The sequence below is a fragment of the Streptomyces sp. NPDC005784 genome, from assembly GCF_042871525.1.
In the GTDB taxonomy this organism is placed as follows: Bacteria; Actinomycetota; Actinomycetes; order Streptomycetales; family Streptomycetaceae; genus Streptomyces.
The window spans coordinates 173,335-198,176 of sequence record NZ_JBIAIQ010000002.1; the positions used below are offsets into that span (position 1 = coordinate 173,335).

Consider the following 24,842-nt stretch of genomic DNA (forward strand, 5'->3'; position numbering starts at 1 on the left):
GGCTCCTTGGACTGAAGACGGAGACAGAGAAAAGAGGCAGGGCGAGAGGAGAGCGACGCCCTGGGCGGATCTAGGACCTGTCCGAGTGGGGCGCGCCGCGCAGCGATCCGACCAGGACGACGGCCAGTTGACGGGTGCCGGGAACGGCGAAGTCGGGATCCCGCAGGGCGCCGGAGAGCGCGTGGGCCAGGGCGTTCCACTGCCGGTCGCCGGACGCGGCCCGCATCACCTCGCCGAGTCGACGCACGGCATCGATCGCGCCGGGATCCTCCCGCAGGTGCACCAGAGTGCGGCACAGGGCCCGGACCGCACGACGGCGGAAACTGCTGAACAGTACGGCCGCCCACAGCGCTCCCAGCTGCCGGGCGTTGTCGTCGCCCTGCCGCAGCAGCGTGGCGACGACCGGTCCGGGCTCCTCCAGCCTTTCGGCCTCGAGGAGCTGGACGACCGTCCGCAGCGCGTCGGTGTGCTCCTTGGAACGCTTCGCGGTGGCGGCGAGACGGGTACGCACATATCGCAGGGTGAGCAGGGCGCGTTCCGGTTCCTGTTCTGCCGTCTGGAGCAGCAGGACCAGTGAGCGGCGTGCGGCGAACGCGATGCGCTCGCCGCGCCCTGTCAGGAACCAGCACCAGTTGAGCGCCTCCAGGCGGTAGAGCGATCCGAGCTTTCCGGTCAGTGCCATGGCCGTCGTGACGGCCCGGCCGGGTCCGCTGTTGTCCGCCCAGCCGAGCGCGATGTTCAGCGCCTGCGGGGCGAGGTGTTCGGTCTCGCACATGAACTGCAGGGTGAGCGCGGCCGTGACCCGTTGGCTTGTGATCCCCTCGGCCCAGTTGCGCAGCAGGTGTTCCTCGACCTCGGTCAGCGCGTACTGGGCGAGGACCGCCGTGCCGCGGGCGACCTCGGTACGGGCGTCCAGGTCGGGCAGCCGGGACAGGTCGCCCAGCCACTGCCGCAGCGGATACCACAGCTTGTACCCGTACAGGCCGTGCAGTTCGCCGATGACGAGATCGCGGATGCGCGGGGAGGTGAAGACGAGGCGTCGTTCGCTGCGGGCGACGTCCTGGCCGGGGCCGGGACGGCGTTCCACATGTACGAGTCCGACCGCCCTGTCGTTCCAGCGGGCCCTGGACTGTTCGAAGCCCGCACCGTGCGGCGGCAGTGTGGTGACGGCCTCCGGTTCGACCGGCGTCTCACCGGTCAGCTCCCACGTCCGCATACGGGCGAGGAGCAGGGCGCATGCTCCCTCGAAGGTCCGCTCCGGGACCCCTTCGAGAAAGGCGAGGGCAGCAATCGGCAGCAGGTCGTCCGCGGACGGCTTGGCGGCGAACCAATCCTGGACGATCTTGCTGTCCCCGTCCCGGAGCAGTTCGACAGCCTTCCGGGGGTTCTCGGCGAGCGCCTCCGCCGCGGCCACGACATCGGCCGGGCGGCGCTGTTCGGCGATGCCCTCCAGCAGTTCCTTCTCCGTGTCCGGGTCGATCTCGACAGGCGCCAGTCGCTCCCGGCAGTGGCGGAAGAGTTCCAAGGGGTCCGGTCCCCGCCACTGGACGCAGTAGTCGCTGAGCGCCAGGCGCCGAGAAGTCGTGCGGCCCGCGGTGATCACCAGGAACGCACCCTTGCGGCGCAGTTCATCACTCAGTCGCCCGACCCCGTACGCCTGGACCGCCTCGGCGTTCGTCTCGCCGACGTAGTCGCGGATGACGTACGCATGGCCCGCCTCGACGTCCAGAGTGGTGACCAGGTCGGCCAACGCGTTCGCGGGGGACAGACTGCGCAGACTCGCACCGTCGCCGGCGACCTCCCTGAGAAGTGCGAGAGCGCCTGCGCCGCGACCGCATCCATCCTGACCGGTGAGGACGACGAGGGAGTCGCTGGAGAGTCTGCCGAGCGCCTCGTCGAAGCAGGGCTGCGGGCGGACGTAGAAGCGCAGCGCCTGATCCACTGTCTCAGGCTCCACGATGCCCGGCGCGAGGCCGGTCCGCGCCCCCGCTGCGAACCCGAAGGCCGCCCCGGAGGCGTCCACGGACGCGTAGAAGTTGTTGTAGACGCGCTGCTGGACCAGCCGCAGGTCGTCGTATCCCTTCCCGTCCTTCTCCTTCTCGTCCTCTTCTGCCCTGCGTTCCTCATGGAGCCGGGCCTGGGCGTCCTGGTAGTGGGAGTCCTCCGCGGGATCGTCCGCCGCGCCGTCATCGGCCCCGTCGTGCGCCGGAGACGGGAATCCGTTCTCGTCGACGGGTGGAACCGGTGCGACCGGGGTCACGTCGAGGCTGTCGTCCGGGTCCGGCCGGCCGAGGCGGTCGGTGTGGTCGGTGTGGTCAGGCATCGGGGGCACCGAAGCCGAACACGGCCTTCCGCGCGTCCACAGGACCGGTCATGTTGGTGACGCTGATCCGGTCCGCTCGGTATTCGTTGCGCATGCCCGCACCGCTGTCGCTGTTCGCCGGCTCCTGGTCGGCGTCCGCCGCGGTGGCGGGCTCCGGCGGATCCGCGGGGGCGCGGTGCGGTCGGCCGTCGGATGCCCGACGTTCGTCGGCCGAGGACGGCGTGCCGAGCGTGGGCACGGTGAGCCAGGCGGTCGACTTGTACTCCTTGACCTCGACGGCGACCCGACTGAAGTCGGACGGCCGCAGCGTGGTGTGGCCACCGGCCACAAGGGAGCGATAGACCTCGTCGGACAGCATGAGCGCCAGGTCCGCCGTGTCATAGGTCTTCAACGCCTCATACAAAGGGGCGGAGTTGAGCAGTCGCGCGGTGACCACCACCGCGGTTCCGGCGAACCCGTTGTCCGCGAGTTCCACCAGCCCGTGGTGCACGACGGCGCGCAGCCGCATACGGGCCGCCCCTGTCCGCTGCCCGTTGTAATGACGCAGCTCGGACACCAGGTGCCGGAAGTAGTCGTCGACCAGGCGGGGTTCATCACCGTTCATGGGCAGGACGGCGAGTTGCTCATCGCCCTTCGGCTGAATCTGCCATTCCGAACGGTCCAGTCCAGCGCTCCTGGCTGCTCCGTCGAGAATTCTGGGCAGATCGTGTTGCAATTCAGACTGCATTCGATCGTTCTTGCTTCCGTATGACTGTGCGTCCACGGCTATACACGTACAGGGGTGGTACCCGGACCACTCGGCCACTGGATCTTCCTCTCTGAGCAGGCAAGGCCCGCATTGTGCTGCCCAGAGGCTAAGAGAGTCGGCCTGATCCGATCCCGTATCAGTACGGGATCTCACCATCGAGTTTGGCGAATTCCAGCAGCTTCGGAACGTCACAGATTGTAATGTTTCGGTAACTGCGCTGCACAAGTCCCTGCGCTGTCAGGGTGGCCAGGCACTTTTCGGCCGTCGGCAGGGCGAGGCCGGCGAGTGACGCCAGTTCCTTCTGGGTCAGCGTGAATCCGAGCACGCACCGCTTGCCGTCGTCGCCGGGGGCGGGTTGGGCGTACGCCTGACCCAACTCGGCCAGCACACGGGCGAATCGGGTAGGCGCGTCGTACGCCTTGTAGTCGATCCGCCGGCGATTGGCCCAGCGCAGCCGCGCGGACAGCATGCGCAGCATGGCCCTCATCGCATCCGGATGACGGGACAGAAGGCCTTCGAGCACGGGCAACTGAATGATCCGCACCGTCACTTCACTGCACGCCACCACCGTGCCGGACCGAGGCAATTCCTCGAAGGCCGCCATCTCTCCCACGAGATCACCCGCCAGACGGACGGCGAGGAGCACGTCGTATCCGCTCGCGGAACTGGCAGCCACCTTGACCACGCCACTGGTGATCAGCAATACATGACGGCTCGAGTCGCCCTGCTGCAGAAGTGGCTGGTGAGGTGAGTAGTTCTTCTTGATTCCCTGCTGGAGGAACTCGGCCCGGGTCTCACTCCGCAGTCTGCTGAGAAACGTGAAAGGCGGCCACTCGCCATCCATCTCGCACCCCCGAAGATCTCACTCACTCCGCGCGAAACACGCCATTCAGCGACCCGACCATGCTGCCGCTGTGCACCCGGCTGACAAGGCGTCCGACGGCAACATGGCCTGTTGTCGCGCACAAGAGCTCAAATCGATCGAACGCACGGCCTCGACCGGGCCGACGGTCAGCGAGGCGCGAGGCGCGAGGCGCGGGGCGCGGGGCGCGGGCAGGACCGGGGTTCCCGCGGTTCCCCACTGGAACCACCCGTACCCGTGGGGCAGTCTTCTCCTTCGTGGGGAATCTTCCGTCTCAGAGTGTGTCGAGTGACGCCGCCGAGCACATGGTGGTGGCCGGGGATGACGCCCTGGCCCATCGGCTGGCCGCCGAGTTGCGCGCGGTGTACGGCGAGCGGGTGACCCTCGTGGTGCCGCCCGCGCAGGGCGGTGTGCGGCCGCCGGTCGTCGGGCGGACGCGGGCCACGGCCCTGTTCGACCGGGTGTCCGCGGCGGTGAACCGGGCCTCCGGGAACGGGGTCGCCCCTGGGGAGTCCGGGGGTGGCCGAACCGATGAGACTCCCGGTTCCGAGCGGGTGGTGGAGGCCACCGAACTCACCGAGGGCGCGCTCGCCTACGCGGGTGTCGAACGGGCCGCCGCACTCGCGCTCGTGTACGACGACGACGAGACCAACATCCGTGCCGCGCTCACCGCCCGGCGGCTCAACCCGCGGATCCGGCTGGTCCTGCGGCTCTACAACCGGCGCCTCGGGCAGCACATCGAGGCCCTCCTCGACCAGGCCTCGGCACTGGCCGCCGCGGCCGACAGCGCGCTGAATGCCGGGGGCGGCGACTCGAACGCCGCCGGAGGCGCCTCAGGATCGGACGCCACCCGGGCGGGCAGGAGCGTCGAGGCGTACGACGCTTCCACCACCGTGCTGTCCGACGCCGATACGGCCGCGCCCGCGCTGGCCGCGACCGCCGTGGCCGGCACCAGCAAGGTCGTCCAGACCGACGGGCTGATGCTGCGCGCGGTGGAGCGGCCGCCGCCCGGTCCGGGTGAGGTCGCCGATCCGGGGCTCTGCACACTGGCGTTGCTGTCCGCCACGACCAACGACCCCGCCGGCGCCGACGGTTCGGAGAGCAGCGGCGCGCAGGGGCCCCAACTCCTGCCGGACGAGAGGGCGGTGGCCGCCGCGACCGGACGCGGCACCGTAGTCCTGGAGAACGTGTCGTACTCCGGTCCCGAACTGAACGCCGGGCGGGGCGTCGTCCCGTGGTTCGGCTCCCTGCTGTCCCGGCGGCTGCGCTGGTCGTTCGCGGGACTCGTCGCGTGTGTGGTCGGGCTCGCCGTGGCGTCGGTACTGGTCACCGGGGAACCCGCGCTCCAGGCGACGTATCTGACGCTGCTCGATCTCTTCGCCATCAACGATCCGGCCATCGGCAAGCCGCTCGGCCGGCAGATCCTCCAACTCTGCTCCGGGATGGTCGGGTTGCTGCTGCTGCCGGTACTGCTGGCCGCGGTGCTGGAGGCGCTCGGCACCTTCCGCAGCGGAACCGCTCTGCGGAAACCGCCACGCGGGCTGTCCGGGCACGTGGTGCTGCTCGGGGTCGGCAAGATCGGTACGCGAGTGCTGGCGCGGCTGCGGGAGCTGCGCATTCCCGTGGTGTGCGTCGAGGCCGATCCCGAGGCGCGGGGGCTCGCGCTGGCACGGAGGCTGCGGGTGCCTGTGGTGCTGGGGGACGTGACGCAGGAAGGGGTGCTGGAAGCCGCCAAGATCAATCGGGCGCACGCGCTGCTGGCGTTGACCAGCGCGGACACCATGAACCTGGAGGCCGTGCTCTCCGCGCGGACCCTACGGCCCGATCTGCGGGTCGTCCTGCGGCTGTACGACGACGACTTCGCGACCGCCGTGTACCGCACCCTGCGGGCCGCGCATCCCGACGCGCTCACCCGGAGCCGCAGCGTGTCCCATCTGGCCGCGCCCGCGTTCGCGGGCGCGATGATGGGGCGGCAGATCCTCGGGGCGATTCCCGTGGAGCGGCGGGTGCTGCTGTTCGCCGCGGTGGACGTGGGCGGGCATCCGCAGCTGGAGGGGCGCACGGTGGGGGAGGCGTTCCGGGCGGGGGCGTGGCGGGTGCTCGCGCTGGACACGGCGACGCCCGAGGAACGCCGGGCGGCATCGGCGTCGGCCTCGCGCGGCCCCCGGCTGGTGTGGGACCTGCCCTCCACCTATGTCCTGCGGCCCGAGGACCGCGTGGTGCTCGCCGCGACCCGGCGGGGGCTCGCGGAGCTGCTCGGCCGACGGCCCCGGCAGCGGGCCGGGACATAGCCGGCCCGCCGGAGGAGGACCGCCGGAGGAGGACCGCCGGAGGGAGCCCGGCGGAGGGAGCCCGGCGGAAGAGGACCGGCGGAAGAGGACCGGCGGAAGACGACCCGGCCCCTCCGCGTGGGTTGGGGGACCCGGCCCCTCCGCCGGGCCCCCTCCCGCGGGGTTCCGGAGTTACTTCCCCAGGTGCCGTTCCGCGAAGTCCAGTTCCAGGCGGACCTGCTTGATGCGTTCGTCGACGACCAGGGAGCCGTGACCCGCGTCGTAGCGGTAGACCTCGTGGACGGCATCGCGGGCGGCGAGGCGCGTGACGTAGTTGTCGATCTGCCGGATGGGGCAGCGGGGGTCGTTGACACCGGCCGAGATGTAGACGGGGACCTTGACCGCGTCGACGTAGGTCAGCGGGGAGGACGCCTCGAAGCGCTCGGGGACCTCCTCCGGAGTGCCGCCGAGGAGCGTGCGGTCCATGGCCTTCAGCGCCTCCATCTCGTCGTGGTACGCCGTGACGTAGTCGGCGACCGGGACGGCGGCGATGCCGAGGGCCCATGCGTCGGGCTGGGTGCCGACGCCGAGGAGGGTGAGGTAGCCGCCCCAGGAACCGCCGGTGAGGATCAGCCGGTCGGGGTCGGCCAGGCCGGACGTCACCGCCCACTCGCGGACCGCCGCGATGTCCTCCAGCTCGATGAGGCCGACGCGGTGCTTGAGCGCGTCGGTCCACGCGCGGCCGTAGCCCGTGGAACCGCGGTAGTTGACGCGGACCACCGCGTAGCCGTGGTCGACCCAGGCCGCCGGGCCCGCCGCGAACGAGTCGCTGTCGTGCCAGGTCGGGCCGCCGTGGATCTCGAAGACGGTGGGCAGCGGGCCGGTCGTGCCCGCCGGCTTCTGGATCAGGGCATGGATACGGCCGCCGGGTCCCTCGACCCAGACGTCCTCCACGGGGACCGATCCCGGAGACTTCTCGCCGGGCGGGTCCAGGACGATCTCACCGGTCGTCGAACGGACGGCAGACGGCTCGGCGGCCGACGACCACAGGTACTCCACCGTCCCGTCCGGGCGGGCCGTCGCCCCGGAGACCGAGCCGGGCGGGGTCGCGACCTCGGTCAGCTCGCCGGAGGCAAGGTCGTAGCGCCACAGGTCGCTACGCGCCTCGAAGCTGTGGGCGATCAGGAGGGCCGAGCCGTCCGGATACCACTCGGCGGCCACGTCACCGGGAAGGTCGAGGCCCAGGTCGGTCTGCTCGCCGGTGGTCACCTCCCACACCAGGGGCTCCCAGCGGCCGCGCCGCTGGTGCCCGATGAGCAGTCGGGTGTCCCCGTCGACGGGGGCGAAGCCCAGCACCTCGAGGCCCAGCTCGACCGTGCCGCCCTCGGTGTCGTCGAGCTCGGCGACCGTCGAACCGTCCGGGCGCAGCACTCTGAGTGCCGAGTGCATCGCGTCGCCGTGCTCGGTGTGCTCGACGGCGATCAGCGAGCCGTCGTGCGAGAGGTCGCCGACCCCGGCCGACTCGCGGTGCCGGTAGACCTCCACCGGGGCCTCGCCGGCGCGGGCCACATGGATCGTAGAACCGTCGTCGTCCGTCGAGCGGCCCACGATGGCCGTACGCCCGTCGCGGCCGATGGCCAGGCCCGACGGGTAGGAGGGGTCGAGGCCGGGGACCGCCGGCTCGTCGACGCCTCCCTCGACCAGGGCGGCGCCGAACGGGCGGCGCCGCCAGATGCCGAACTCGTCGCCGTCCTTGTCGTCGAACCACCAGATCCACTCGCCGTCGGGCGAGAGGACCCCGTCCGTCGTGCCGTTCGCCCGGTGGGTGACCTGGCGCTGCTCCCCCGTCGCGCGGTCCCATGCGTACAGCTCGTACGTCCCCGTCGCGTTCGACACGAACAGGGAGCGGTGCGGGGCGTCCTCCGCCCAGTCCGGCAGCGACACCCGCGGTGCCCGGAAGCGCTTCTCCCAGTCGGGCATGTCTGCCTGCTGCTGCTCGGTGGACCTGGTGCTCTCAGTCATGGCCCCATAGTGCCTGGCTCAGCCCGCCTCGCGCCGACGAGGTCCCCAGCCTGTGGACAACTTCATGCCCCCCGGCCCGTGTGCGCAGGTCAGGGACGTTGTCAGTGCCGGGGTGCAGACTTTTTCGCATGACCGATCTGCGCAAGACCGTCGAGAGCTACTGGGCCGCCGCGGACGCTCGGGAGTGGGCAGCGTTCGCGGAACTGCTCGCCGATGACGTCGTCTACACCCTGCCGCAGACGCGAGAGCGCATCAGCGGCAGGGAGCGGTACGTCGAGTTCAACCGTGAGTATCCGGGCGACTGGCACGTCCGGATCGAGCGCGTCATAGTCGAGCCCGGTCAGGCCGTCACCTGGACCCACTTCACGGTGGGCCTGGAGGAGATGCACGCGATCACGTTCTTCACGGCGGACGAGGAGGGCCGTATCAACACGGTGACCGACTTCTGGCCCGAGCCGTACGAGCCTCCGGCGGGCCGGGAGCTGCTGGCCGAGCGGTACTGAGCGGGCCCCACGGCCAAGTCCGGCTCGGCCGCCCCGTACCGTGGAAGGCGTGTACCGGTTCCTGCTGACGCCCCGCTGGTGGGGGATCAACGTCTTCGTGCTGTTGGCCATCCCCTTCTGCATCTTCATGGGGTCGTGGCAGTTGGGGCGGTTCGAGGACCGGGTGCAAGAGCACCGGAGGGCGGACGCGGCGGCCTCGACGGCCGAGACGGACCCCGCCCGGCCGCTGGCCGAGATGCTGCCCGTGACCACGGAGACGTCCGGCAAGCAGACCACCGCGAAGGGCCGGTACGGCAAGCAGCTTCTCGTGCCCGGCCGGGAACTGGACGGCAGGAGCGGGTACTTCGTGCTGACGCTCCTGCGGGTCGACGGCGGCAAGGCGCTGCCCGTCGTCCGGGGCTGGCTGCCCGGTGCCCCCGACCCGGCGAAGGTCCCGGCCGCACCCGGCGGCGAGGTCACCGTCACCGGTGCCCTCCAGGCGTCCGAGAGTCCCGGGTCCAACGGTGTCAGCACGGCTGGAGGACTTCCCCCGGGACAGACCGCCGCGATCAGCTCCGCGTCGCTGGTGAACCTCGTGCCGTACACCCCGTACGACGCGTGGATCACCCTCGACAAGGCCGACGCCGGGATGAAGGCGGTTCCTCCGACCGCGCCGGACAACACGGGCCTGGACCTCAAGGCGTTCCAGAACCTCGGCTACACGGGCGAGTGGTTCGTCTTCGCGGGTTTCGTCGTCTTCATGTGGTTCCGCCTCCTGCGCCGCGAGGTGGAGTTCGCCCGCGACGCCGAACTGGGGCTGGTCCCGGACGCCCTTGACGCCCCGGAGAAGCAGTCCGAGGACACCGACACCGGCGCCGCCACTCCGGCGACGCCGTCCGCCACGGCCTGACAGGGCGGGCCGACCGGGCGTCCGGGGCGAGCCCGGGCCGGAGCCCGCACCGCTCCACCCCAGCGCCGCGTACCGCTCCACCCGAGCGGTACGCACCGGCCGGAACGGACGTCGCGTACCGCCGCACCCGTGACCCGCGCCGCACGGCGTGCCCACGGCGGCTCGGGTCACAGGCGTCGCGTGTCCGTCAGGACGAAGCCAGGATCCCCGTGTGGTAGACCGTGCCCGCGCAGGCGTTGGACACCGTGACCGATGCCGTCGCGCCGCCCGTCCCCGCCGTGCTGGAGACGACGACGCTGCCGTCCTGCACACCGTCCGCGACGAAGAGCTGGGGCGAGGTGCCGGTGACCACCGCGTCGGTGGTCGTGCCGCCGCTGTCGGTGGCGCCCTGCGTCGGGGTCGGGTCCGGTGAGGGTTCCGCGGTGGCCGGACACGTCGACGAGGGCACCCAGGCGAACTTCACCACGTACGAGGCGCCCGGCTGGAGGACCAGGGAGGTGACCTCCGTGGAGGGATCGGGCAGCCCGGTGGCCGCGTCACCCGCCCCATGCGTCGCCACACCGATCTTGGTGGCGTCCGCCGCACCCTGGGCGAGCGCGCTGACGGTGCCGGGGCCGGCGACCGTACAGGCGGTGGTGGAGACGTTCGAGACGGTGAAGGAGCCGTAGACCGTGCCGGTGGAGTCCGGGGCGGCGGCGGCACCGGAGGCCCCGCCGAGCTGGTCCGCTGTGCACGTGGTGGCCACCGAGGCGGAGGCCGAGGGGTCGGTACCGCCCGTGGCGGCTCCGCTCGCACCCTTGTCCTTGCCGCCCGGTGTCTCCGTACTGCCGCCGGTGCCGTTGTCCTTGGACGTGCCGGCGGAGCCGCCCTCGTCCTTGCCCTCGCCGCCGTCCGAGCCCTTGCCCTGGCTCGCGCCGCCCTGGGCCTGCGAGCTGTTGGCCGCGATGGACGGGTCGGCGTTCGACCCGGAGGAGTTGGAGACATGGACGAAGGCCGGGATCGCCGTGCCGAGGAAGAGGGCCGCCGCCGCCATGCCGACCACGGCCTGGCGCTTGCGGGCCCGTCGGGCCGGTACCGCACGGCGCAGATGGTCCAGGGTGCCGTCGGTGGGTTCGATCTCCTGGACGGCCCGGTGCAGCAGCCTACGCAGTGCCAGCTCGTCGGAGCCGAGCCCTTCGGAGCCCAGTCCGTCCGTGCCCGGTGTGTCGGGCTGTTCGTCGGGGCCGTGGTTCACAGTTCCGTTCCCAGCGTGCGATTGCTTGTGCTCTTGCTCCGGACGCCCCTCGTCCTCGGGGCGCCGCCGATCCTCGTGCCCGCTCATGCCGAGGCCCCCATGGCGACGCGGAGCGCGGCGATGCCCCGCGAGCCGTACGCCTTCACCGAACCCAGGGAGACACCGAGCGTCTCGGCGACCTGGGCCTCCGTCATGTCCGCGAAGTAGCGCAGGACCAGGACCTCGCGCTGACGGCGCTGGAGTCCCTTCATCGCCTTGATCAGCGCGTCGCGCTCCAACTGGTCGTACGCGCCTTCCTCGGCGCTCGCCATGTCGGGCATCGGCTTCGAGAGGAGCTTGAGGCCGAGGATGCGCCGGCGCAGGGCCGAACGCGAGAGGTTGACGACGGTCTGGCGCAGATAGGCCAGCGTCTTCTCCGGGTCCCGGACGCGTTTGCGCGCCGAGTGCACCCGGATGAAGGCCTCCTGAACGACGTCCTCGCAGGAGGCGGTGTCGTCGAGAAGGAGCGCCGCGAGGCCGAGGAGCGACCGGTAGTGCGCCCGGTAGGTCTCGGTGAGATGGTCGACGGTCGTACCCGCCGCCAGGCTGTTCTCGGCGCCGTCGCGCTGATTCGGAATGCGGGCGGGCCGCGCTGAGGGCATGGGCGCGATCACCGGCATGCCGCCGGACGCGCCGGGGCTGCGGAGTCGGCGGGGTGGACGCAGGGCCACGCCCCTTGTCTGTACCGCGGTGAATTCGAGAACCTCTGCCACGCCAGTTGGACACACGTCCCCCCGGCAGGGTTGTACGCGACAGGCATCACATTTGCGCCGGGTGTCACATGGACGGGAGTCCCGTCCACCGGAACGCCCCCCAGGCCGCCCCCCGGGACGCCGCCGAGTGCGCGCGACAGTGCACTAGATGCCCTCATGCGTAACAGCTCTTCCCCTATGCCCAATGCTCTGCCGCCCCCTGGACGCCCCTGAATGGCGTCCGCAAAGACGCTCCCCGTCCTCCACGCGGTTGCGGAGAGCGGGGAACAAAATCTTCGAACGCCGATGGGGGTCTGTTCAAGTGGTCCGGACCATTAAGTTGATCACTGAACCGAGGAAGATCCTACAAACCCACCGCCCGCAGGGCACCAGGATTACGGCCGTCGCCCGCCGGGAGCGCAGAACATGCGGAACCGGCGGACATTCGGGGCCGGACCTAGCAAGTGGTACCGATGATCTCCGCCGCCACCAGCTCCGCGATCTGAGCGGTGTTCAGGGCGGCGCCCTTGCGCAGGTTGTCGCCGCACACGAACAGTTCGAGGGCCGACGAATCGTCCAGTGCCCGGCGGACCCGGCCCACCCAGGTCGGGTCGGTGCCGACCACGTCCGCGGGCGTGGGGAACTCCCCGGCGGCCGGGTTGTCGAAGAGCACGACGCCGGGCGCGGTGGCCAGGATCTCCCGCGCCTTGTCGACGGTCACCTCGTCCTGGAAGCGGGCGTGCACGGTCAGCGAGTGCGTGGTGACGACGGGGACGCGGACGCAGGTCACGGCGACCTTCAGCTGGGGCAGCCCGAGAATCTTGCGGGTCTCGTTGCGCACCTTCATCTCCTCCGAGGACCAGCCGTCCTCGGCGAGCGACCCGGCCCACGGCACCACGTTCAGGGCGACCGGCTCCGGGAACGGGCCCGTGTCGTCGCCCACCGCGCGGCGAACGTCACCGGGGCTGTTCCCCAGGTCCGTACCCGCGACGAGGGACATCTGCCGGCGCAGCGTGTCGACGCCCGCGCGGCCCGCGCCGCTGACGGCCTGGTACGAGGAGACGACGAGTTCGCGCAGCCCGAACTCGGCGTGCAGGGCGCCGAGCGCCACGATCATGGACAGGGTCGTGCAGTTCGGGTTGGAGACGATCCCGCGCGGCCGCACGCGGGCGGCGTGCGGATTGACCTCGGGGACGACGAGGGGCACTTCCGGGTCCATCCGGAAGGCGCCGGAGTTGTCCACGACGACCGCGCCCTTGGCGGCGGCGATCGGCGCCCACTGGGCGGCCACCTCGTCCGGAACGTCGAACATGGCGACGTCGACCCCGTCGAAGGCCTCCTCCGACAGGGCCACCACCTCGACCTCGACGCCGCGCACGGCCAGCTTGCGGCCGACCGAGCGCGGCGAGGCGATCAGACGGATCTCGCCCCAGATGTCCGCGTGCTGGGACAGGATCTGGAGCATCACCGTGCCGACGGCCCCGGTCGCTCCCACGACCGCGAGCGTCGGTCGTCCAGTCATCGCCCGGTGCCTCCGTAGACAACGGCTTCGTCGCTGTCGGAGTCGAGTCCGAAGGCGCTGTGCACGGCCCGTACCGCCTCGTTGACGTCGTCGGCGCGGGTGACGACGGAGATGCGGATCTCGGAGGTCGAGATCAGCTCGATGTTGACCCCCGCGTCGGTGAGCGCCTCGAAGAAGCCGGCCGTGACACCGGGGTTAGTCTTCATGCCGGCGCCGACGAGCGAGATCTTGCCGATCTGGTCGTCGTAGCGCAGCGACTCGAAGCCGATCACGGCCTTCGCCTTCTCCAGGGCGTCGATGGCCTTGCGGCCCTCGGTCTTCGGGAGGGTGAAGGAGATGTCCGTGAGGCCCGTGGTGGCCGCGGACACGTTCTGCACGATCATGTCGATGTTGATCTCGGCGTTGGCGATGGCGCGGAAGATCGCGGCGGCCTCACCCGGCTTGTCCGGGACACCGACGACCGTGACCTTGGCCTCGGAGGTGTCGTGAGCGACACCGGAAATGATGGCCTGCTCCACCTTCTGGTCCCCTTGCTGCTGTGTCTTTCGAACGAGTGGTGCGCTGCTGACCCAGGTGCCCTGAAGTCCGCTGAAGGACGAGCGCACATGGATCGGGATGTCGTAACGGCGGGCGTATTCCACACAGCGGTGGAGCAGCACCTTGGAGCCGGAGGCGGCGAGCTCCAGCATGTCCTCGAAGGCGATCCAGTCGATCTTCTTCGCCTTCTTCACCACGCGCGGGTCGGCGGTGAACACGCCGTCCACGTCGGTGTAGATCTCGCACACCTCGGCGTCGAGCGCCGCGGCCAGCGCGACGGCCGTGGTGTCGGACCCGCCGCGCCCCAGCGTGGTGATGTCCTTCTTGTCCTGCGAGACGCCCTGGAACCCGGCGACGATGGCGATGTTGCCCTCGTCGAGCGCCGTACGGATACGGCCCGGGGTGACGTCGATGATCCGCGCTTTGTTGTGGACCGAGTCGGTGATGACGCCTGCCTGGCTGCCGGTGAAGCTCTGGGCGCTGTGGCCCAGGTTTTTGATCGCCATCGCCAGCAGGGCCATGGAGATCCGCTCTCCGGCGGTCAGCAGCATGTCGAACTCTCGCCCGCTGGGCATCGGAGACACCTGCTCGGCGAGATCGATCAGCTCGTCCGTCGTGTCGCCCATCGCGGAAACGACCACGACCACCTGGTGGCCGTTCTTCTTCGCTTCCACGATCCGCTTGGCGACGCGCTTGATGCCCTCGGCATCGGCTACGGAGGAACCTCCGTACTTCTGCACGACAAGGCCCACGTGCGCTCCTCGGTCAATCCGTCTCTGCACCGCACAACTGCGGTCGGCTCAGTCTAACGAGCGGCCGGATTTCCCTTCCGAGGTATCACATCGTGAGATGTCCCGCTCACGACGTGATCACTCCGGGCTGTCAGGTCACTAAGGGACATCCGGCCGCTCCGAGACGGCACCTGCCCGCGCCGAAGCCCCGCCACTCCGAAAGTGCCCCGAGTCACACCGGGACCTCGCCGGAGCGCGGCCGACCCCACCGCGGATCTCCGCCGGAGCGCGGCCGGACCTCCGCCGGAACGCGGCCGACTACTTGACCGTGCGCAGGCCGAGCGGCCCCGCGATCTCCTCCGCCATCACCTTGCCGGCCTCCTCCGCGAGGGCTTCCTCGCCGATCTCCTGGTCGGTGTCGAGGCCGTCGAGCTCCTCCAGGGGCTGGTTCAGCCGGACATGGGCCACCACGGACTGCAGGGCACGCAGGGTCGCGGATGCGGTGGAGCCCCAGTTGGAGAAGTAGGAGAACTGCCACCACCACAGGGCTTCCGTGGTGCGGCCCGCACGATAGTGGGCCATGCCGTGGCGCAGGTCGGCCATGACGTCGGCCAGGTCGTCGGAGATACGGGCCGGGACGGGCGCCTTGCGGGGCTCGTAGGGATCGAAGACCTCGGAGTAGACGTCGATCGGCTCCAGCATCACGGCAAGACGCTCGCGGAGTTCGTCCACGTCCCCCTCCGGGCCGAGGTCCGGCTCGTAGCGCTCGTCGGGGACGATGTCCTCGTGCGCGCCGAGACGGCCGCCGGCCAGGAGGAGTTGGGAGACCTCCAGGAGGAGGAAGGGCACGGCCGAGTCCGGCTCGTCGCCCTTGGCCACCTCGGTGACGGCGACCAGGAAGCTCTCGACCTGGTCCGCGATCTGGACCACGAAGTCGTCGGGGTCCGGGCTGGTCTCGTGCAGCGTGGCGTCAGACATCTAGAAGTCGTCTCCCCTCGAAGGCGCGGCCGAGCGTGACCTCGTCCGCGTATTCCAGGTCGCCACCCACCGGGAGGCCGCTGGCCAGGCGGGTGACCTTGAGGCCCATGGGCTTGATCATGCGGGCGAGATACGTGGCCGTGGCCTCGCCCTCCAGGTTCGGGTCCGTGGCCAGGATGAGCTCGGTGACCGCGCCGTCGGCGAGGCGGGCCAGCAGTTCCCTTATCCGCAGGTCGTCCGGGCCGACGCCCTCGATCGGGCTGATCGCGCCGCCGAGCACGTGGTACTTGCCGCGGAACTCACGCGTGCGCTCGACCGCGACGACGTCCTTCGGCTCCTCCACCACACAGATCACCGAGAGGTCGCGGCGCGGGTCGCGGCAGATGTTGCACAACTCCTCCTGCGCCACATTGCCGCAGGTCGCGCAGAAGCGGACCTTCGCCTTGACCTCCAGGAGGGTCTGCGCGAGCCGGCGCACGTCCGTCGGCTCCGCCTGGAGGATGTGGAAGGCGATCCGCTGCGCGCTCTTGGGACCGACGCCGGGGAGCCGCCCCAGTTCGTCGATGAGGTCCTGAACCACGCCTTCGTACAACGGATTGCCTTTCCGAGTGTCCTGGTACCGCCTGGGTCCGTCTTACGTTTCTTCCTGGTGCGTACGGTAGTTGGCCGCCACCGGTCTTAGAAGGGCAGACCGGGAATGCCGCTGCCGCCGCCGAGCCCCTGAGTGAGCGGGCCGAGCGTCTGCTGCTGGAGCGCCTGCGCGTTCTCGTTCGCCGCCTGGACGGCCGCGACGATCAGGTCGGCGAGCGTCTCGGTGTCCTCGGGGTCGACCGCCTTCGGGTCGATCACCAGACCGCGGAGCTCTCCGGAACCCGTCACGGTCGCCTTCACCAGGCCGCCGCCCGACTGGCCCCCGACCTCCGTCCGCGCCAGCTCCTCCTGCGCGTTCGCCAGGTCCTGCTGCATCTTCTGGGCCTGCTGCAACAACTGCTGCATATTGGGCTGGCCACCACCGGGAATCACGATCAGCTCCTGGTTTCGAGTACGGCTGTGTGGACCGTTTTTCCTGTCCAGCACGAGCCTACGTGGTCGACGGGCCCGTCGCCCAAGCACTCTTTCGAGTGACACCGTCACAGCGCCTATACCTGATCAAGACCCTCTTCCAGGCGGAAAAGCCGGTAAACCCGGTCCATCGCCACCCATTGGGCGGTAGGAAGGGGGCGGCGCATTTGCACCACGCGTCACACGACATCACGCAGTGTCATCTGCGCCACCGTCGTCACCGTCGTCAGTCATCACCGTCCATCACCGTCGTCAACTAGGGAGTGCCGGGTGAGTCAGCCGGAGATGCAGCCGGAGGGGCCGCCCCAGGACGGGCGGAGCGAGGGCGCGGCGGGGCTGCGGCCGGGCGACCTGACCAGTCGGCCGTTTCCGCTCGGCGACTGGGGGGAGCCCGCCGAGCGGCTCCATGAGCTCTACCAGTGGGTGGAGCAAGGGGCGCTCGACACGGCCGCCTGGTACCTCTCCGACCGCGTGTGGAAGCGGCGGGGGGCGCGGCTGCTGCGGTGCGGGGCCTCGCTGGGAGCCGTCACCGGGGCCGCGCTGCCGCTGCTCGACCTCACCGGGTCCGTGCGAGGGGCGGCTCCCTGGGGATATCTGGCACTGCTGCTCGCGGTCTCCTGCGTCGCCGTCGACCGGTTCTTCGGAGTGACCTCCGGATGGATAAGGGATGTGGCCACCGCACAGGCCGTGCAGCGGCGGCTTCAGGCACTTCAGTTCGACTGGGCGTCCGAGAGCGTCCGGGAGGTCCTCGGGCCCGCGGACGGGACGGCCAGCGAGGCGGCGGACCGGTGCATCGGGGTGCTGCGCCGCTTCTCGGAGGACGTCACGGAACTGGTGCGCACCGAGACGGCGGACTGGATGGTGGAGTTCCGTACGGGGCCGACGCCGCTGGGGATCCAGTCGTCCTCGGCGGGAGCGCCCCGGCCCGACGGCTCACCCCTGAACGGGCGCGCCCCTCTGCCACCGGGAACCCGCCCGAACATGCCCCGCCAGCGCCCGCCCGAGCCCCGATAGCGGTCCCGCACGGCGCGTGTGCCGGGCTGGCGGGCTGGCGGGCTGGCGGGCTGGCGGGCTGGCGGGCTGCCGCAGCGTCACCCGGCCCCGCAGATCCTCAGCCCGACCGGCGTCCCGCACGGGAGATGGCCGTGGGTGCGGACGACGTCCTGGCCGCTGCCCCGGCTGACGTAGGAGAGGAAGCTGGAGGCGAGGGAGTCGGCGGGCGGCTGTCCATAGGTGTAGGCGTACTCGATCTCGCGGTACGGGTAGTCCGAGGTGCCGTGCTCCAGGTCCTCGACCGAGGCGGCGTGACCGCTGAGGCTGATCCGGTGCAGGCCCTTGTGCCCGGTGGCGTCGTTGAGTTCGCTGTAGCCGATCGCGCCGGGGAGCCTCGCGACCGTGTTCAGCACCTGCTCGGTGGAGTCGAGTTCGCAGCGCACGAGCGGTGCCGTCGCGTCGTCCTTGTGGACGCAGTCCAGCGAGGAGTTGGCGATCTCGCCGCGCCCGAGCACCCGGCACTGGAACACCTGCCGGGTACCGGAGTTGGCGTCCCGGCTGACGAGGAGGACGGGCCTGTCGGGTCCGCCGAGCCGCTTCCAGTTCTTGATCTCACCGCGGTACAGCCGTCGTACGTCGGTCAGCGACAGGTTCCTGACCGGGACGGAGTCGTTGACGACCAGCGTGAAGACCGAAACCGCGATCCGGTTCTCCCGCAGCTGCGGGAAGTCGCCCGGCTTGGGGCCGTCGGAGAGGGCGACGAGGGCCGGGGACCCTTTCTCCGACGCCTTCCCCGCCGTGTCGAGCTCGCGCACGCCGGCCGTGCTGCCGTGGGCGTCCACCGTGATCGTGGAGCCCTGGCAGTCGTGCTCGTACTTCCCGGCCAGTTCGCGCATCACGGGCTCGAAGGCCGTCGAGCCGGTGACGGTCAGCGTGCCCCGCTCGCAGCCGATCGGCGGCGGGGTGTCGTCGCGCAGGACGACGATCAGGGCGAGCGTGACGACGCACACCGTCAGCAGCACGGTGATCAGCCGGGCCGCGCGGCTGAACAGCGGCGGCTGGTCGTCCGGTGTCGTACTGCGGTTGGGCCGGACCTCGCCGTCCCGGATGCCGCCGACGATCCGTATCGGACATCCCACGTCGCCGCCCGACAGCAGGACGAGCAGCTTGAAGTGCTCGCCCCGGTTGAGCGGGACCCGCGGGATGCGCAGTGTGCCGTCCCCGTAGCCGAGCCCGGCGGCCGAGGTGAAATGGTCCATCAGATGGTCGGTGCCGGGCGGCTGGGTCACGGACACACCGCGGATGGTGCGGCCGGTGAACACCGCGGTCAGGCCGTGCCGTTCATGGCTCGTGTAGTCGTCCCCGGCGATGCTCTGCGAGCCGTCGTTCTCGATCCGCAGCAGCACGAGGGTGGCGTCGGACATGCCGGGGACCTCGTCGAACAGCCCGAGCCGTACGCTCGCGCGTCCGGAGCGGACGTCGTCGCCGATCGGATTGTCCATCTGGACGCGGTAGCCGACCTCCCCCACTGCCTCAAGGGCGTGGGGGTGCCCCCAGCGGCGCGGCACCCTTCGCTCGTACCAGACCATCACGGCGGAGGAGACGACACCGATGACGGCGGTCCCGACGGCCACGACGTTCTCTGCGCTCAGCCACTCCACGTGAGCCACTCCCCCGAGCACTGCGGTGCGGTGCGGTCACCGTACGGCTCCGGCCGGAAACAACCCACATACGGGAAGTGAACTTCAACAGCCCTGGACAGCGCGGCAGTCGGCGCCTTCCCCGGGGTCCCCCGGCCACTGCCCGCGGACCCCCGGGCGGGTCCCCCGGCGGGGTTCCGGGCTCAGCCGGTCTTCGTGTAGGTCAGCTCGGCCTCGGCTGCCGAGCCGGTCTTCGCCCGCCGCAGCCGGCCGTCCGGCAGGAGGGTGACCTCGGAGGCGTCACCCGGCTTGCAGGACGGCGGTTCACCGACGGTGACCTGGGAGGGGCCGATCTCCAGCGGCCCCCCGGGCCCCGGAGCCGCGGCGAGGGCGGCCTGGAAGACGCAGTGGTAGGTACTGCCGTCCGCGGTGACCGTCAGCACCGTGTCGCCGACCTCGCCCTGCTGGATGGTCAGGCGACGCGTGTGGTGGCCGGTGGCGTTGTCGATGGCGGCGTCCCAGGTGCCGAGGAACGCCTGCGGGACGGTGCCGCCCTGCGTCGTCCCGGCGCTGGGCAACCCGGAGTCGGCGGTCGGCGTCTGCGACGCGCTCTGCCCCGGTGTCGTCCCGCCGGAGGCCGGGGTGGACGCCTTGGGGTCGTCCTGGCCGCCCCCGCCCGCGCCGCCCTTCAACAGCGCGTACACGCTGCCGCCCGCGCCGAGCGCGACGACCAGGGCCACGACGACGAGGAGGGCGGTGGACCGGCCGCTCCTGCGCGGCGGCTCGGAGCCGAACGGGGCGGCCACGGGGCCGTACGGAGGGGTCGGGCCGTAGGGCGGAGGGGTCGCGCCACCGGGTCCGTACGGGCCCGCGGCGACACCCGGACCGTAGGGAGGCGTCGAGCCGTACGGCGGCTGGGGCGAGCCCCAGCCGGCCTGCGGATAGCCGTACGCGGGGTGGGCCGGGCCCTGGCCGGCGGCCTGCGGGTGCTGCTGCGGGTAGCCGTACGCGGGGTGCGGACCGGCCGGCGCCACCGGAGGAGGTGTCGCGCCCGAGCCCCCGATGACGGTGGGGAGATGGTTCACGGGGCCGGGCTGCCCGGGGGGAGGCGGGGTGGAGCCCTCCTCGGCGGGCGTGGGCGCGTGCTCCGGGGAGGCCTCGGCGGACGCGGCGGGCGCCGAGGAGGAGGCCGAGGGCGTCGAGGAGGCGGCGGAGGCCGAGGAAGCGGGCGAGCCGGCCGGCGGCTTGGAGAAGTCCGGGGCCGGGACCGGCGCCGCGGATGCGGGCGGCAGGGCCGGCCTCGCGGGAGCGGCACCGAGCGCCGGAGCACCGGACCGGGGCTGCGCCTGTCCGTCGTCGGGGTTCTCCCTGTCGAGCAACTGCACCGCGTGGCGCCCGAGCTGGGCCACCAGCGAGCCGGGCAGCCAGGGGTCGAGGGTGCGCCCTTCCGAGACGGTGTCCTCCGCGCCCGTGCGTTCCAGGATCTCGTCGAGACCGGGCCGGGCGCCGGGGTCCTTGCGCAGACAGTCCCGCACGAGGTCGGCGAGGCCCTCGGGCACACCCGTCAGGTCGGGGTCCTCCTGCGCGATACGGAACATCATGGCGTGCACACCGCTGTTGGCCGCCCCGAACGGAAGGGTTCCGGTGGCCGCGTACGACAGGACGGAGCCGAGGCAGAAGATGTCGCACGCGGGCGTGACACGGTCGCCGCGCACCTGCTCGGGGGCCATGAACCCGGGCGAGCCGACGAGCGCCCCGGTGTGGGTCAGGCCGCCGTCGGTCACCGTCTCCAGGGCGCGTGCGATGCCGAAGTCGATGACGCGGGGGCCGTCGATGGTGACGAGGACGTTCGAGGGCTTGAGGTCGCGGTGGATGAGGCCCGCGGCGTGGATGTCCTTCAGCGCGTGCGCGAGGCCCGCGGCGAGGATGCGCACGGAACGCTCGGGCAGTGCGCCGTGGTCGCGCCCGACGACGGCCTGGAGCGAGGGCCCCGCGACATAGCCGGTGGCCACCCAGGGGATCGCGGCCTCGGTGTCCGCGTCCAGCACGGGTGCGGTCCACAGCCCGCCGACCCGGCGCGCCGCCTGCACCTCCTGGCGGAAGCGTGCCCGGAACTCCTCCTGCTCGGCGAGTTCCGGCCGGACGAGTTTGACGGCGACCGTACGTCCCCGGTCGGACCGCGCGAGATAGACGTGGCCCATCCCTCCGGCACCGAGCCGCGCCAGCAGTCGGTACGCCCCGATCTGCTGCGGATCCCCTGCCCCCAAGTTCTCCATGGCCGCGCCCACCCTCCCCCATATGTGTGCAACAGACCGAGGATAGTGCGCCATACGGGGAGGTGGGTGGGGCGGTGTCTACGGTTCCGTCACGACTGATCCCGTTTTAGTAACAGGTCCCGCCGTCGCCTTGACGTCCGCCGCCGGGGGATCGACGAGATGGGGCCGCCGGACGCTCCGGAACGTGTGCCCAGTCCTCGGCCAAGCCCGACAGACTGTCGCGGAAAGCCCCGGACCACAGACAGGACGCCGATACCGCGCCCGGTCCGTGGACATTTACGCTTCGCCGCATGACCCCTCAGCCCAACCCCCAGGCCGGCGCCGCCGTGAAGGCCGCGGACCGCGCGCACGTGTTCCACTCCTGGTCCGCGCAGGAGCTCATCGACCCGCTCGCCGTCGCCGGCGCGGAGGGGTCGTACTTCTGGGACTACGAAGGCAAGCGGTATCTGGACTTCACCAGTGGGCTCGTCTTCACCAACATCGGGTACCAGCACCCGAAGGTCGTCGCCGCGATCCAGGAGCAGGCCGCGACCCTGTCCACGTTCGCGCCCGCCTTCGCCGTCGAGGCGCGTTCGGAGGCGGCCCGGCTGATCGCCGAGCGGACCCCGGGCGATCTGGACAAGATCTTCTTCACCAACGGCGGCGCCGAGGCCGTCGAGAACGCCACGCGGATGGCCCGGCTGCACACCGGCCGCCCCAAGGTGCTCTCCGCCTACCGCTCGTACCACGGTGCCACCTCCACCGCGATCAACCTCACCGGCGACCCGCGGCGCTGGCCGAACGACAGCGGAGCCGCCGGTGTCGTCCACTTCTGGGCGCCGTTCCTGTACCGCAGCCCCTTCCACTCCGACAGTGAGCGGCAGGAGTGCGAGCGCGCGCTCCAGCACCTGGAGGACACGATCGTCTTCGAGGGGCCCGCGACCATAGCGGCTCTCATCCTGGAGACGATCCCGGGCACCGCGGGGATCATGACGCCGCCGGCCGGCTACCTCGCCGGAGTGCGGGAGATCTGCGACCGGTACGGGATCGTCTTCGTCCTGGACGAGGTCATGGCCGGGTTCGGCCGGACCGGCAAGTGGTTCGCCGCCGACCACTACGAGGTGACGCCGGACCTGATGACCTTCGCCAAGGGCGTGAACTCCGGCTATGTGCCGCTGGGCGGAGTGGCGATCTCCGCCGCCATCGCCGAGACCTTCGCCAGGCGGCCCTACCCGGGCGGGCTCACCTACTCCGGGCACCCGCTGGCCTGCGCCGCCGCCGTCGCGACGATCAACGCCATGGAGGAGGAGGGGATCGTCGACCAGGCCGCGGTCATCGGCGAGACCGTCCTCGGACCGGGGCTGCGCGAGCTGGCCGAGCGGCACCCGAGTGTCGGCGAGGTGCGCGGCACCGGCGTCTTCTGGGCGCTGGAGCTGGTGAAGGACCGGGAGACCCGGGAACCACTGGTCCCGTACAACGCGACGGGCGAGGCGAACGCGCCGATGGCCGCGTTCGGTGCCGCGGCCAAGGCCCGCGGTCTGTGGCCCTTCATCAACATGAACCGCACCCACGTCGTACCGCCGTGCAACATCACCGAGGCCGAGGCCAAGGAGGGCCTCGCGGCCCTGGACGAGGCACTGTCGGTGGCGGACGAGCACACAGTGTGAGGCCGTAGGGGTTCCCGCCCTTGTGGGGGTCGGTCGCGCGGTTGTCCGGGCCCCTTCGGGGGTGCCGGAGAATCCGTCCGCCGACCCCCACGGCGTAAGGTGGCCTGCTCGAAGAGATACGCGAGTAGAACGCGCACCTACCCACGCGATGGGGGAGTGAGACCACCACCATGGCCCGCACCGGCGGCACGGGCGCCGTAACCCGCAGCACCCTGCGGCAGCAGATCGCGGACGCGCTCCGTGACGAGGTGCTCGGGGGTCGCCTCCGGCCGGGCCAGGAGTTCACGGTGAAGGAGATCGCCGAGCAGTACGGCGTCTCCGCCACCCCCGTCCGCGAGGCCCTGGTCGACCTGTCGGCCCAGGGGCTCCTGGACGCGGACCAGCACCGCGGCTTCCGGGTGCACGAGTACTCCGCCGCCGACTACCGCGGCATGGTCGAGGCGCGCAGCCTGATCACGGAGGGCATGTTCCAGAGCCTCGTGGCCGAGGGCATGCGGCAGGCCGACGACCCCCGCGCGCTCGCCGCCCTCGCGGGCGTCCGGCGCCGTGGCGAGGAGGCCCAGCGCGCGGCCTCCGCCGGCGACCTGAACATCCTCATCGGCTACGACCTGCGCTTCTGGCGCGAGCTCAGCAGCCTCTTCGGCAACACCTACCTCGGCGACTTCCTGCACCGGCTGCGGGTCCAGTCCTGGGTCTGCACGGTCCAGCACCTGCGCCGGGTCGCCGACCTCAGAGGCCAGCTGTGGTCCGGCCACACGGAACTGGTGGACGCGCTCGCGCGCCGCGACGCCGACACGGCGCGGGCGATCGTGGCGGCGTACAACGAGCACGCGCTCGCCCTCATCGAGCGCCTCGACTCCCCCTGAGACGCGGACCGGGACCCGGTTCCACCCGGTCCCGTGTTTGAGGACACCCCCTCCGGGCGATCGGGGGGATGGGGGCCCGGCCCCCAGGCGGCGGACCAACCCCGGCCAACCCGGGGACCTACTTGCGTACCGGCCTCTTCACAACACCGCCACGCGCACTACGCTGCCCTGACCACCCTGCACCCCAAGGAGCAAGAGGAGCCGTCTGTTGGCCTGTGACCTGTGGTTGGTCCCGCTCGTCGACGTGCTGTGCCACACCCCCGACAACCCCTTCGCCGAGGAACTCGCGCTCTACGACAAGGTGCTCGCCGAGGCCGGACTCCCCCCGGTGCCGGTGTACGCGTACATGCCGGGCCTGTCGGGTGACGTGGCCCCGGTCGCCGGCTTCGACTACGACGCGCTGCACTTCCTGCGCCGCGCGTACCTGCTCCAGATGTGCGGGCTCGCGGTCGCGCCGGTCGACGAACTGGGCGGCGACTACGAGCAGTTGCTGGAGATGTTCGAGACGAACGCCCAGCAGTCGCATCTGGTCTGGCACTACGACCACGCGGGGGCGTACGTGCCGGTCGAGTTCCCGCACCCGCTGGCCAACGACGAACTCCTCGCGGGCGGCGGGCCCCTGGGCTCCTCCCACGCCCTCCTGCGCGAACTCGAGTTCGTGGCCCCCTCGATCGGCATCGACCCGGCCAACCCCCCGACGCCACCGCAGCCTCCGAGCGCCCCCACGGAGCTGGAGGAGCCCGCCGCTCCGGCCCCGTACGACTCCAGCCCCTTCGCCCGCGAACGTCACGTCTGGCTGGGCCTGCACGCCGCGGCGACCCGGAGTCTCGCCCAGGGCTCAATGATCATCTTCAGCTGATCCGGATCTCACGGTGCGGGGCCCCGGCCGTACACGGCCCCGCACCGGCGGACACGACACCGGCCCGTCGGGCCAGACCTCCGGACGTCTGGCCGGATAGGGCGGCGCGCCCCGGCCCGGACACGCCTGCAAGTCCGGCCCGGATACGCC

20 protein-coding genes are annotated in these 24,842 nt (G+C 71.1%); 7 read left to right on the plus strand and 13 right to left on the minus strand.

Going from position 1 to position 24,842, the window contains the following annotated elements; all coding sequences use genetic code 11:
* Positions 1-70: 70 nt before the first annotated feature.
* The 3 genes from ACFYR3_RS03670 to ACFYR3_RS03680 all read right to left on the minus strand — a co-directional run bounded on the left by ACFYR3_RS03670 (position 71) and on the right by ACFYR3_RS03680 (position 3,915).
* A complete protein-coding gene (locus tag ACFYR3_RS03670; RefSeq protein WP_355842929.1) occupies positions 71-2,323 on the minus strand; it encodes a hypothetical protein in 2,253 nt (750 codons plus the stop codon).
* Positions 2,316-3,050: a hypothetical protein gene (locus ACFYR3_RS03675; protein ID WP_355842932.1), complete on the minus strand. Its 735-nt coding sequence runs from the start codon at positions 3,048-3,050 to the stop codon at positions 2,316-2,318. The genes ACFYR3_RS03670 and ACFYR3_RS03675 overlap by 8 nt, the downstream gene beginning before the upstream one ends.
* Before the next feature lie 157 nt (positions 3,051-3,207).
* Positions 3,208-3,915: a Crp/Fnr family transcriptional regulator gene (locus ACFYR3_RS03680; protein WP_355842935.1), complete on the minus strand. Its 708-nt coding sequence runs from the start codon at positions 3,913-3,915 to the stop codon at positions 3,208-3,210.
* Positions 3,916-4,238: 323 nt separating this feature from the next.
* On the opposite strand from ACFYR3_RS03680, the gene ACFYR3_RS03685 reads away from it, so the two are divergent.
* Positions 4,239-6,224 (plus strand): NAD-binding protein, encoded by a 1,986-nt coding sequence (locus ACFYR3_RS03685; protein WP_389281597.1) that lies wholly within the window; start codon positions 4,239-4,241, stop codon positions 6,222-6,224.
* A 171-nt stretch (positions 6,225-6,395) separates the two neighbouring features.
* Here the strand turns inward: ACFYR3_RS03685 and ACFYR3_RS03690 are convergent, their stop codons facing one another.
* A complete protein-coding gene (locus tag ACFYR3_RS03690) occupies positions 6,396-8,225 on the minus strand; it encodes a prolyl oligopeptidase family serine peptidase (protein WP_355842938.1) in 1,830 nt (609 codons plus the stop codon).
* Between the two features lie 128 nt (positions 8,226-8,353).
* Here ACFYR3_RS03690 and ACFYR3_RS03695 point away from each other — a divergent pair, with 128 nt between their 5' ends.
* Entirely contained in the window at positions 8,354-8,728 is a 375-nt protein-coding gene (locus tag ACFYR3_RS03695) for a nuclear transport factor 2 family protein (RefSeq protein ID WP_355842941.1), read from the plus strand.
* 49 nt (positions 8,729-8,777) lie between these two features.
* A complete protein-coding gene (locus tag ACFYR3_RS03700; protein ID WP_389281334.1) occupies positions 8,778-9,617 on the plus strand; it encodes an SURF1 family protein in 840 nt (279 codons plus the stop codon).
* A gap of 187 nt (positions 9,618-9,804) precedes the next feature.
* On the opposite strand, the gene ACFYR3_RS03705 is transcribed toward ACFYR3_RS03700, so the two are convergent.
* The 7 genes from ACFYR3_RS03705 to ACFYR3_RS03735 all read right to left on the minus strand — a co-directional run bounded on the left by ACFYR3_RS03705 (position 9,805) and on the right by ACFYR3_RS03735 (position 16,373).
* Entirely contained in the window at positions 9,805-10,851 is a 1,047-nt protein-coding gene (locus ACFYR3_RS03705; protein ID WP_356783853.1) for a hypothetical protein, read from the minus strand.
* 83 nt (positions 10,852-10,934) lie between these two features.
* Positions 10,935-11,603, minus strand: coding sequence for a SigE family RNA polymerase sigma factor (locus ACFYR3_RS03710; RefSeq protein WP_389281336.1), 669 nt, complete (start codon positions 11,601-11,603; stop codon positions 10,935-10,937).
* Positions 11,604-12,039: 436 nt separating this feature from the next.
* Positions 12,040-13,104, minus strand: coding sequence for an aspartate-semialdehyde dehydrogenase (locus ACFYR3_RS03715; protein ID WP_355842950.1), 1,065 nt, complete (start codon positions 13,102-13,104; stop codon positions 12,040-12,042).
* Complete coding sequence (locus ACFYR3_RS03720; protein ID WP_355842953.1) at positions 13,101-14,393, minus strand: aspartate kinase; 1,293 nt, start codon at positions 14,391-14,393, stop codon at positions 13,101-13,103. The genes ACFYR3_RS03715 and ACFYR3_RS03720 overlap by 4 nt, the downstream gene beginning before the upstream one ends.
* A gap of 297 nt (positions 14,394-14,690) precedes the next feature.
* Positions 14,691-15,350, minus strand: coding sequence for a DUF5063 domain-containing protein (locus ACFYR3_RS03725; RefSeq protein WP_355842956.1), 660 nt, complete (start codon positions 15,348-15,350; stop codon positions 14,691-14,693).
* Positions 15,343-15,942, minus strand: a complete 600-nt coding sequence (recR, locus tag ACFYR3_RS03730) for a recombination mediator RecR (protein WP_328554338.1) — start codon at positions 15,940-15,942, stop codon at positions 15,343-15,345. Before recR ends, ACFYR3_RS03725 begins: the two co-directional genes overlap by 8 nt.
* Positions 15,943-16,028: 86 nt before the next feature.
* On the minus strand, positions 16,029-16,373 hold the full coding sequence (locus ACFYR3_RS03735; RefSeq protein ID WP_266765781.1) for a YbaB/EbfC family nucleoid-associated protein: 345 nt from the start codon (positions 16,371-16,373) through the stop codon (positions 16,029-16,031).
* 309 nt (positions 16,374-16,682) lie between these two features.
* On the opposite strand from ACFYR3_RS03735, the gene ACFYR3_RS03740 reads away from it, so the two are divergent.
* Positions 16,683-17,426, plus strand: a complete 744-nt coding sequence (locus ACFYR3_RS03740; RefSeq protein ID WP_355842961.1) for an SLATT domain-containing protein — start codon at positions 16,683-16,685, stop codon at positions 17,424-17,426.
* A gap of 77 nt (positions 17,427-17,503) precedes the next feature.
* Here the strand turns inward: ACFYR3_RS03740 and ACFYR3_RS03745 are convergent, their stop codons facing one another.
* Together ACFYR3_RS03745 and ACFYR3_RS03750 are read right to left on the minus strand one after the other, a co-directional pair.
* Positions 17,504-19,066, minus strand: a complete 1,563-nt coding sequence (locus tag ACFYR3_RS03745) for a substrate-binding domain-containing protein (protein ID WP_389281340.1) — start codon at positions 19,064-19,066, stop codon at positions 17,504-17,506.
* A gap of 182 nt (positions 19,067-19,248) precedes the next feature.
* A complete protein-coding gene (locus ACFYR3_RS03750) occupies positions 19,249-21,321 on the minus strand; it encodes a protein kinase (protein WP_389281342.1) in 2,073 nt (690 codons plus the stop codon).
* 290 nt (positions 21,322-21,611) lie between these two features.
* Between ACFYR3_RS03750 and ACFYR3_RS03755 the strand changes: the two genes are divergently transcribed.
* The 3 genes from ACFYR3_RS03755 (at position 21,612) to ACFYR3_RS03765 (ending at position 24,692) form a co-directional block, all read left to right on the plus strand.
* Positions 21,612-22,967 carry an aspartate aminotransferase family protein gene (locus ACFYR3_RS03755; RefSeq protein ID WP_355856096.1) on the plus strand — a complete coding sequence of 452 codons (1,356 nt, stop codon included), beginning with the start codon at positions 21,612-21,614 and terminating at the stop codon, positions 22,965-22,967.
* Between the two features lie 170 nt (positions 22,968-23,137).
* Positions 23,138-23,833 carry a GntR family transcriptional regulator gene (locus tag ACFYR3_RS03760; protein ID WP_355856093.1) on the plus strand — a complete coding sequence of 232 codons (696 nt, stop codon included), beginning with the start codon at positions 23,138-23,140 and terminating at the stop codon, positions 23,831-23,833.
* Positions 23,834-24,041: 208 nt separating this feature from the next.
* Complete coding sequence (locus ACFYR3_RS03765) at positions 24,042-24,692, plus strand: hypothetical protein (protein ID WP_355856090.1); 651 nt, start codon at positions 24,042-24,044, stop codon at positions 24,690-24,692.
* Positions 24,693-24,842 lie beyond the last annotated feature (150 nt).

What these genes read in the sequence shown, in the direction of transcription:
- ACFYR3_RS03670 (WP_355842929.1), bottom strand. Translation starts at nt 2,323, where the DNA reads ATGCCTGACCACACCGACCACACCGACCGCCTCGGCCGGCCGGACCCG.
- ACFYR3_RS03675 (WP_355842932.1), bottom strand. Translation starts at nt 3,050, where the DNA reads ATGCAGTCTGAATTGCAACACGATCTGCCCAGAATTCTCGACGGAGCA.
- ACFYR3_RS03680 (WP_355842935.1), bottom strand. Translation starts at nt 3,915, where the DNA reads ATGGATGGCGAGTGGCCGCCTTTCACGTTTCTCAGCAGACTGCGGAGT.
- ACFYR3_RS03685 (WP_389281597.1), top strand. Translation starts at nt 4,239, where the DNA reads ATGGTGGTGGCCGGGGATGACGCCCTGGCCCATCGGCTGGCCGCCGAG.
- ACFYR3_RS03690 (WP_355842938.1), bottom strand. Translation starts at nt 8,225, where the DNA reads ATGACTGAGAGCACCAGGTCCACCGAGCAGCAGCAGGCAGACATGCCC.
- ACFYR3_RS03695 (WP_355842941.1), top strand. Translation starts at nt 8,354, where the DNA reads ATGACCGATCTGCGCAAGACCGTCGAGAGCTACTGGGCCGCCGCGGAC.
- ACFYR3_RS03715 (WP_355842950.1), bottom strand. Translation starts at nt 13,104, where the DNA reads ATGACTGGACGACCGACGCTCGCGGTCGTGGGAGCGACCGGGGCCGTC.
- ACFYR3_RS03725 (WP_355842956.1), bottom strand. Translation starts at nt 15,350, where the DNA reads ATGTCTGACGCCACGCTGCACGAGACCAGCCCGGACCCCGACGACTTC.
- ACFYR3_RS03750 (WP_389281342.1), bottom strand. Translation starts at nt 21,321, where the DNA reads ATGGAGAACTTGGGGGCAGGGGATCCGCAGCAGATCGGGGCGTACCGA.
- ACFYR3_RS03755 (WP_355856096.1), top strand. Translation starts at nt 21,612, where the DNA reads ATGACCCCTCAGCCCAACCCCCAGGCCGGCGCCGCCGTGAAGGCCGCG.
- ACFYR3_RS03760 (WP_355856093.1), top strand. Translation starts at nt 23,138, where the DNA reads ATGGCCCGCACCGGCGGCACGGGCGCCGTAACCCGCAGCACCCTGCGG.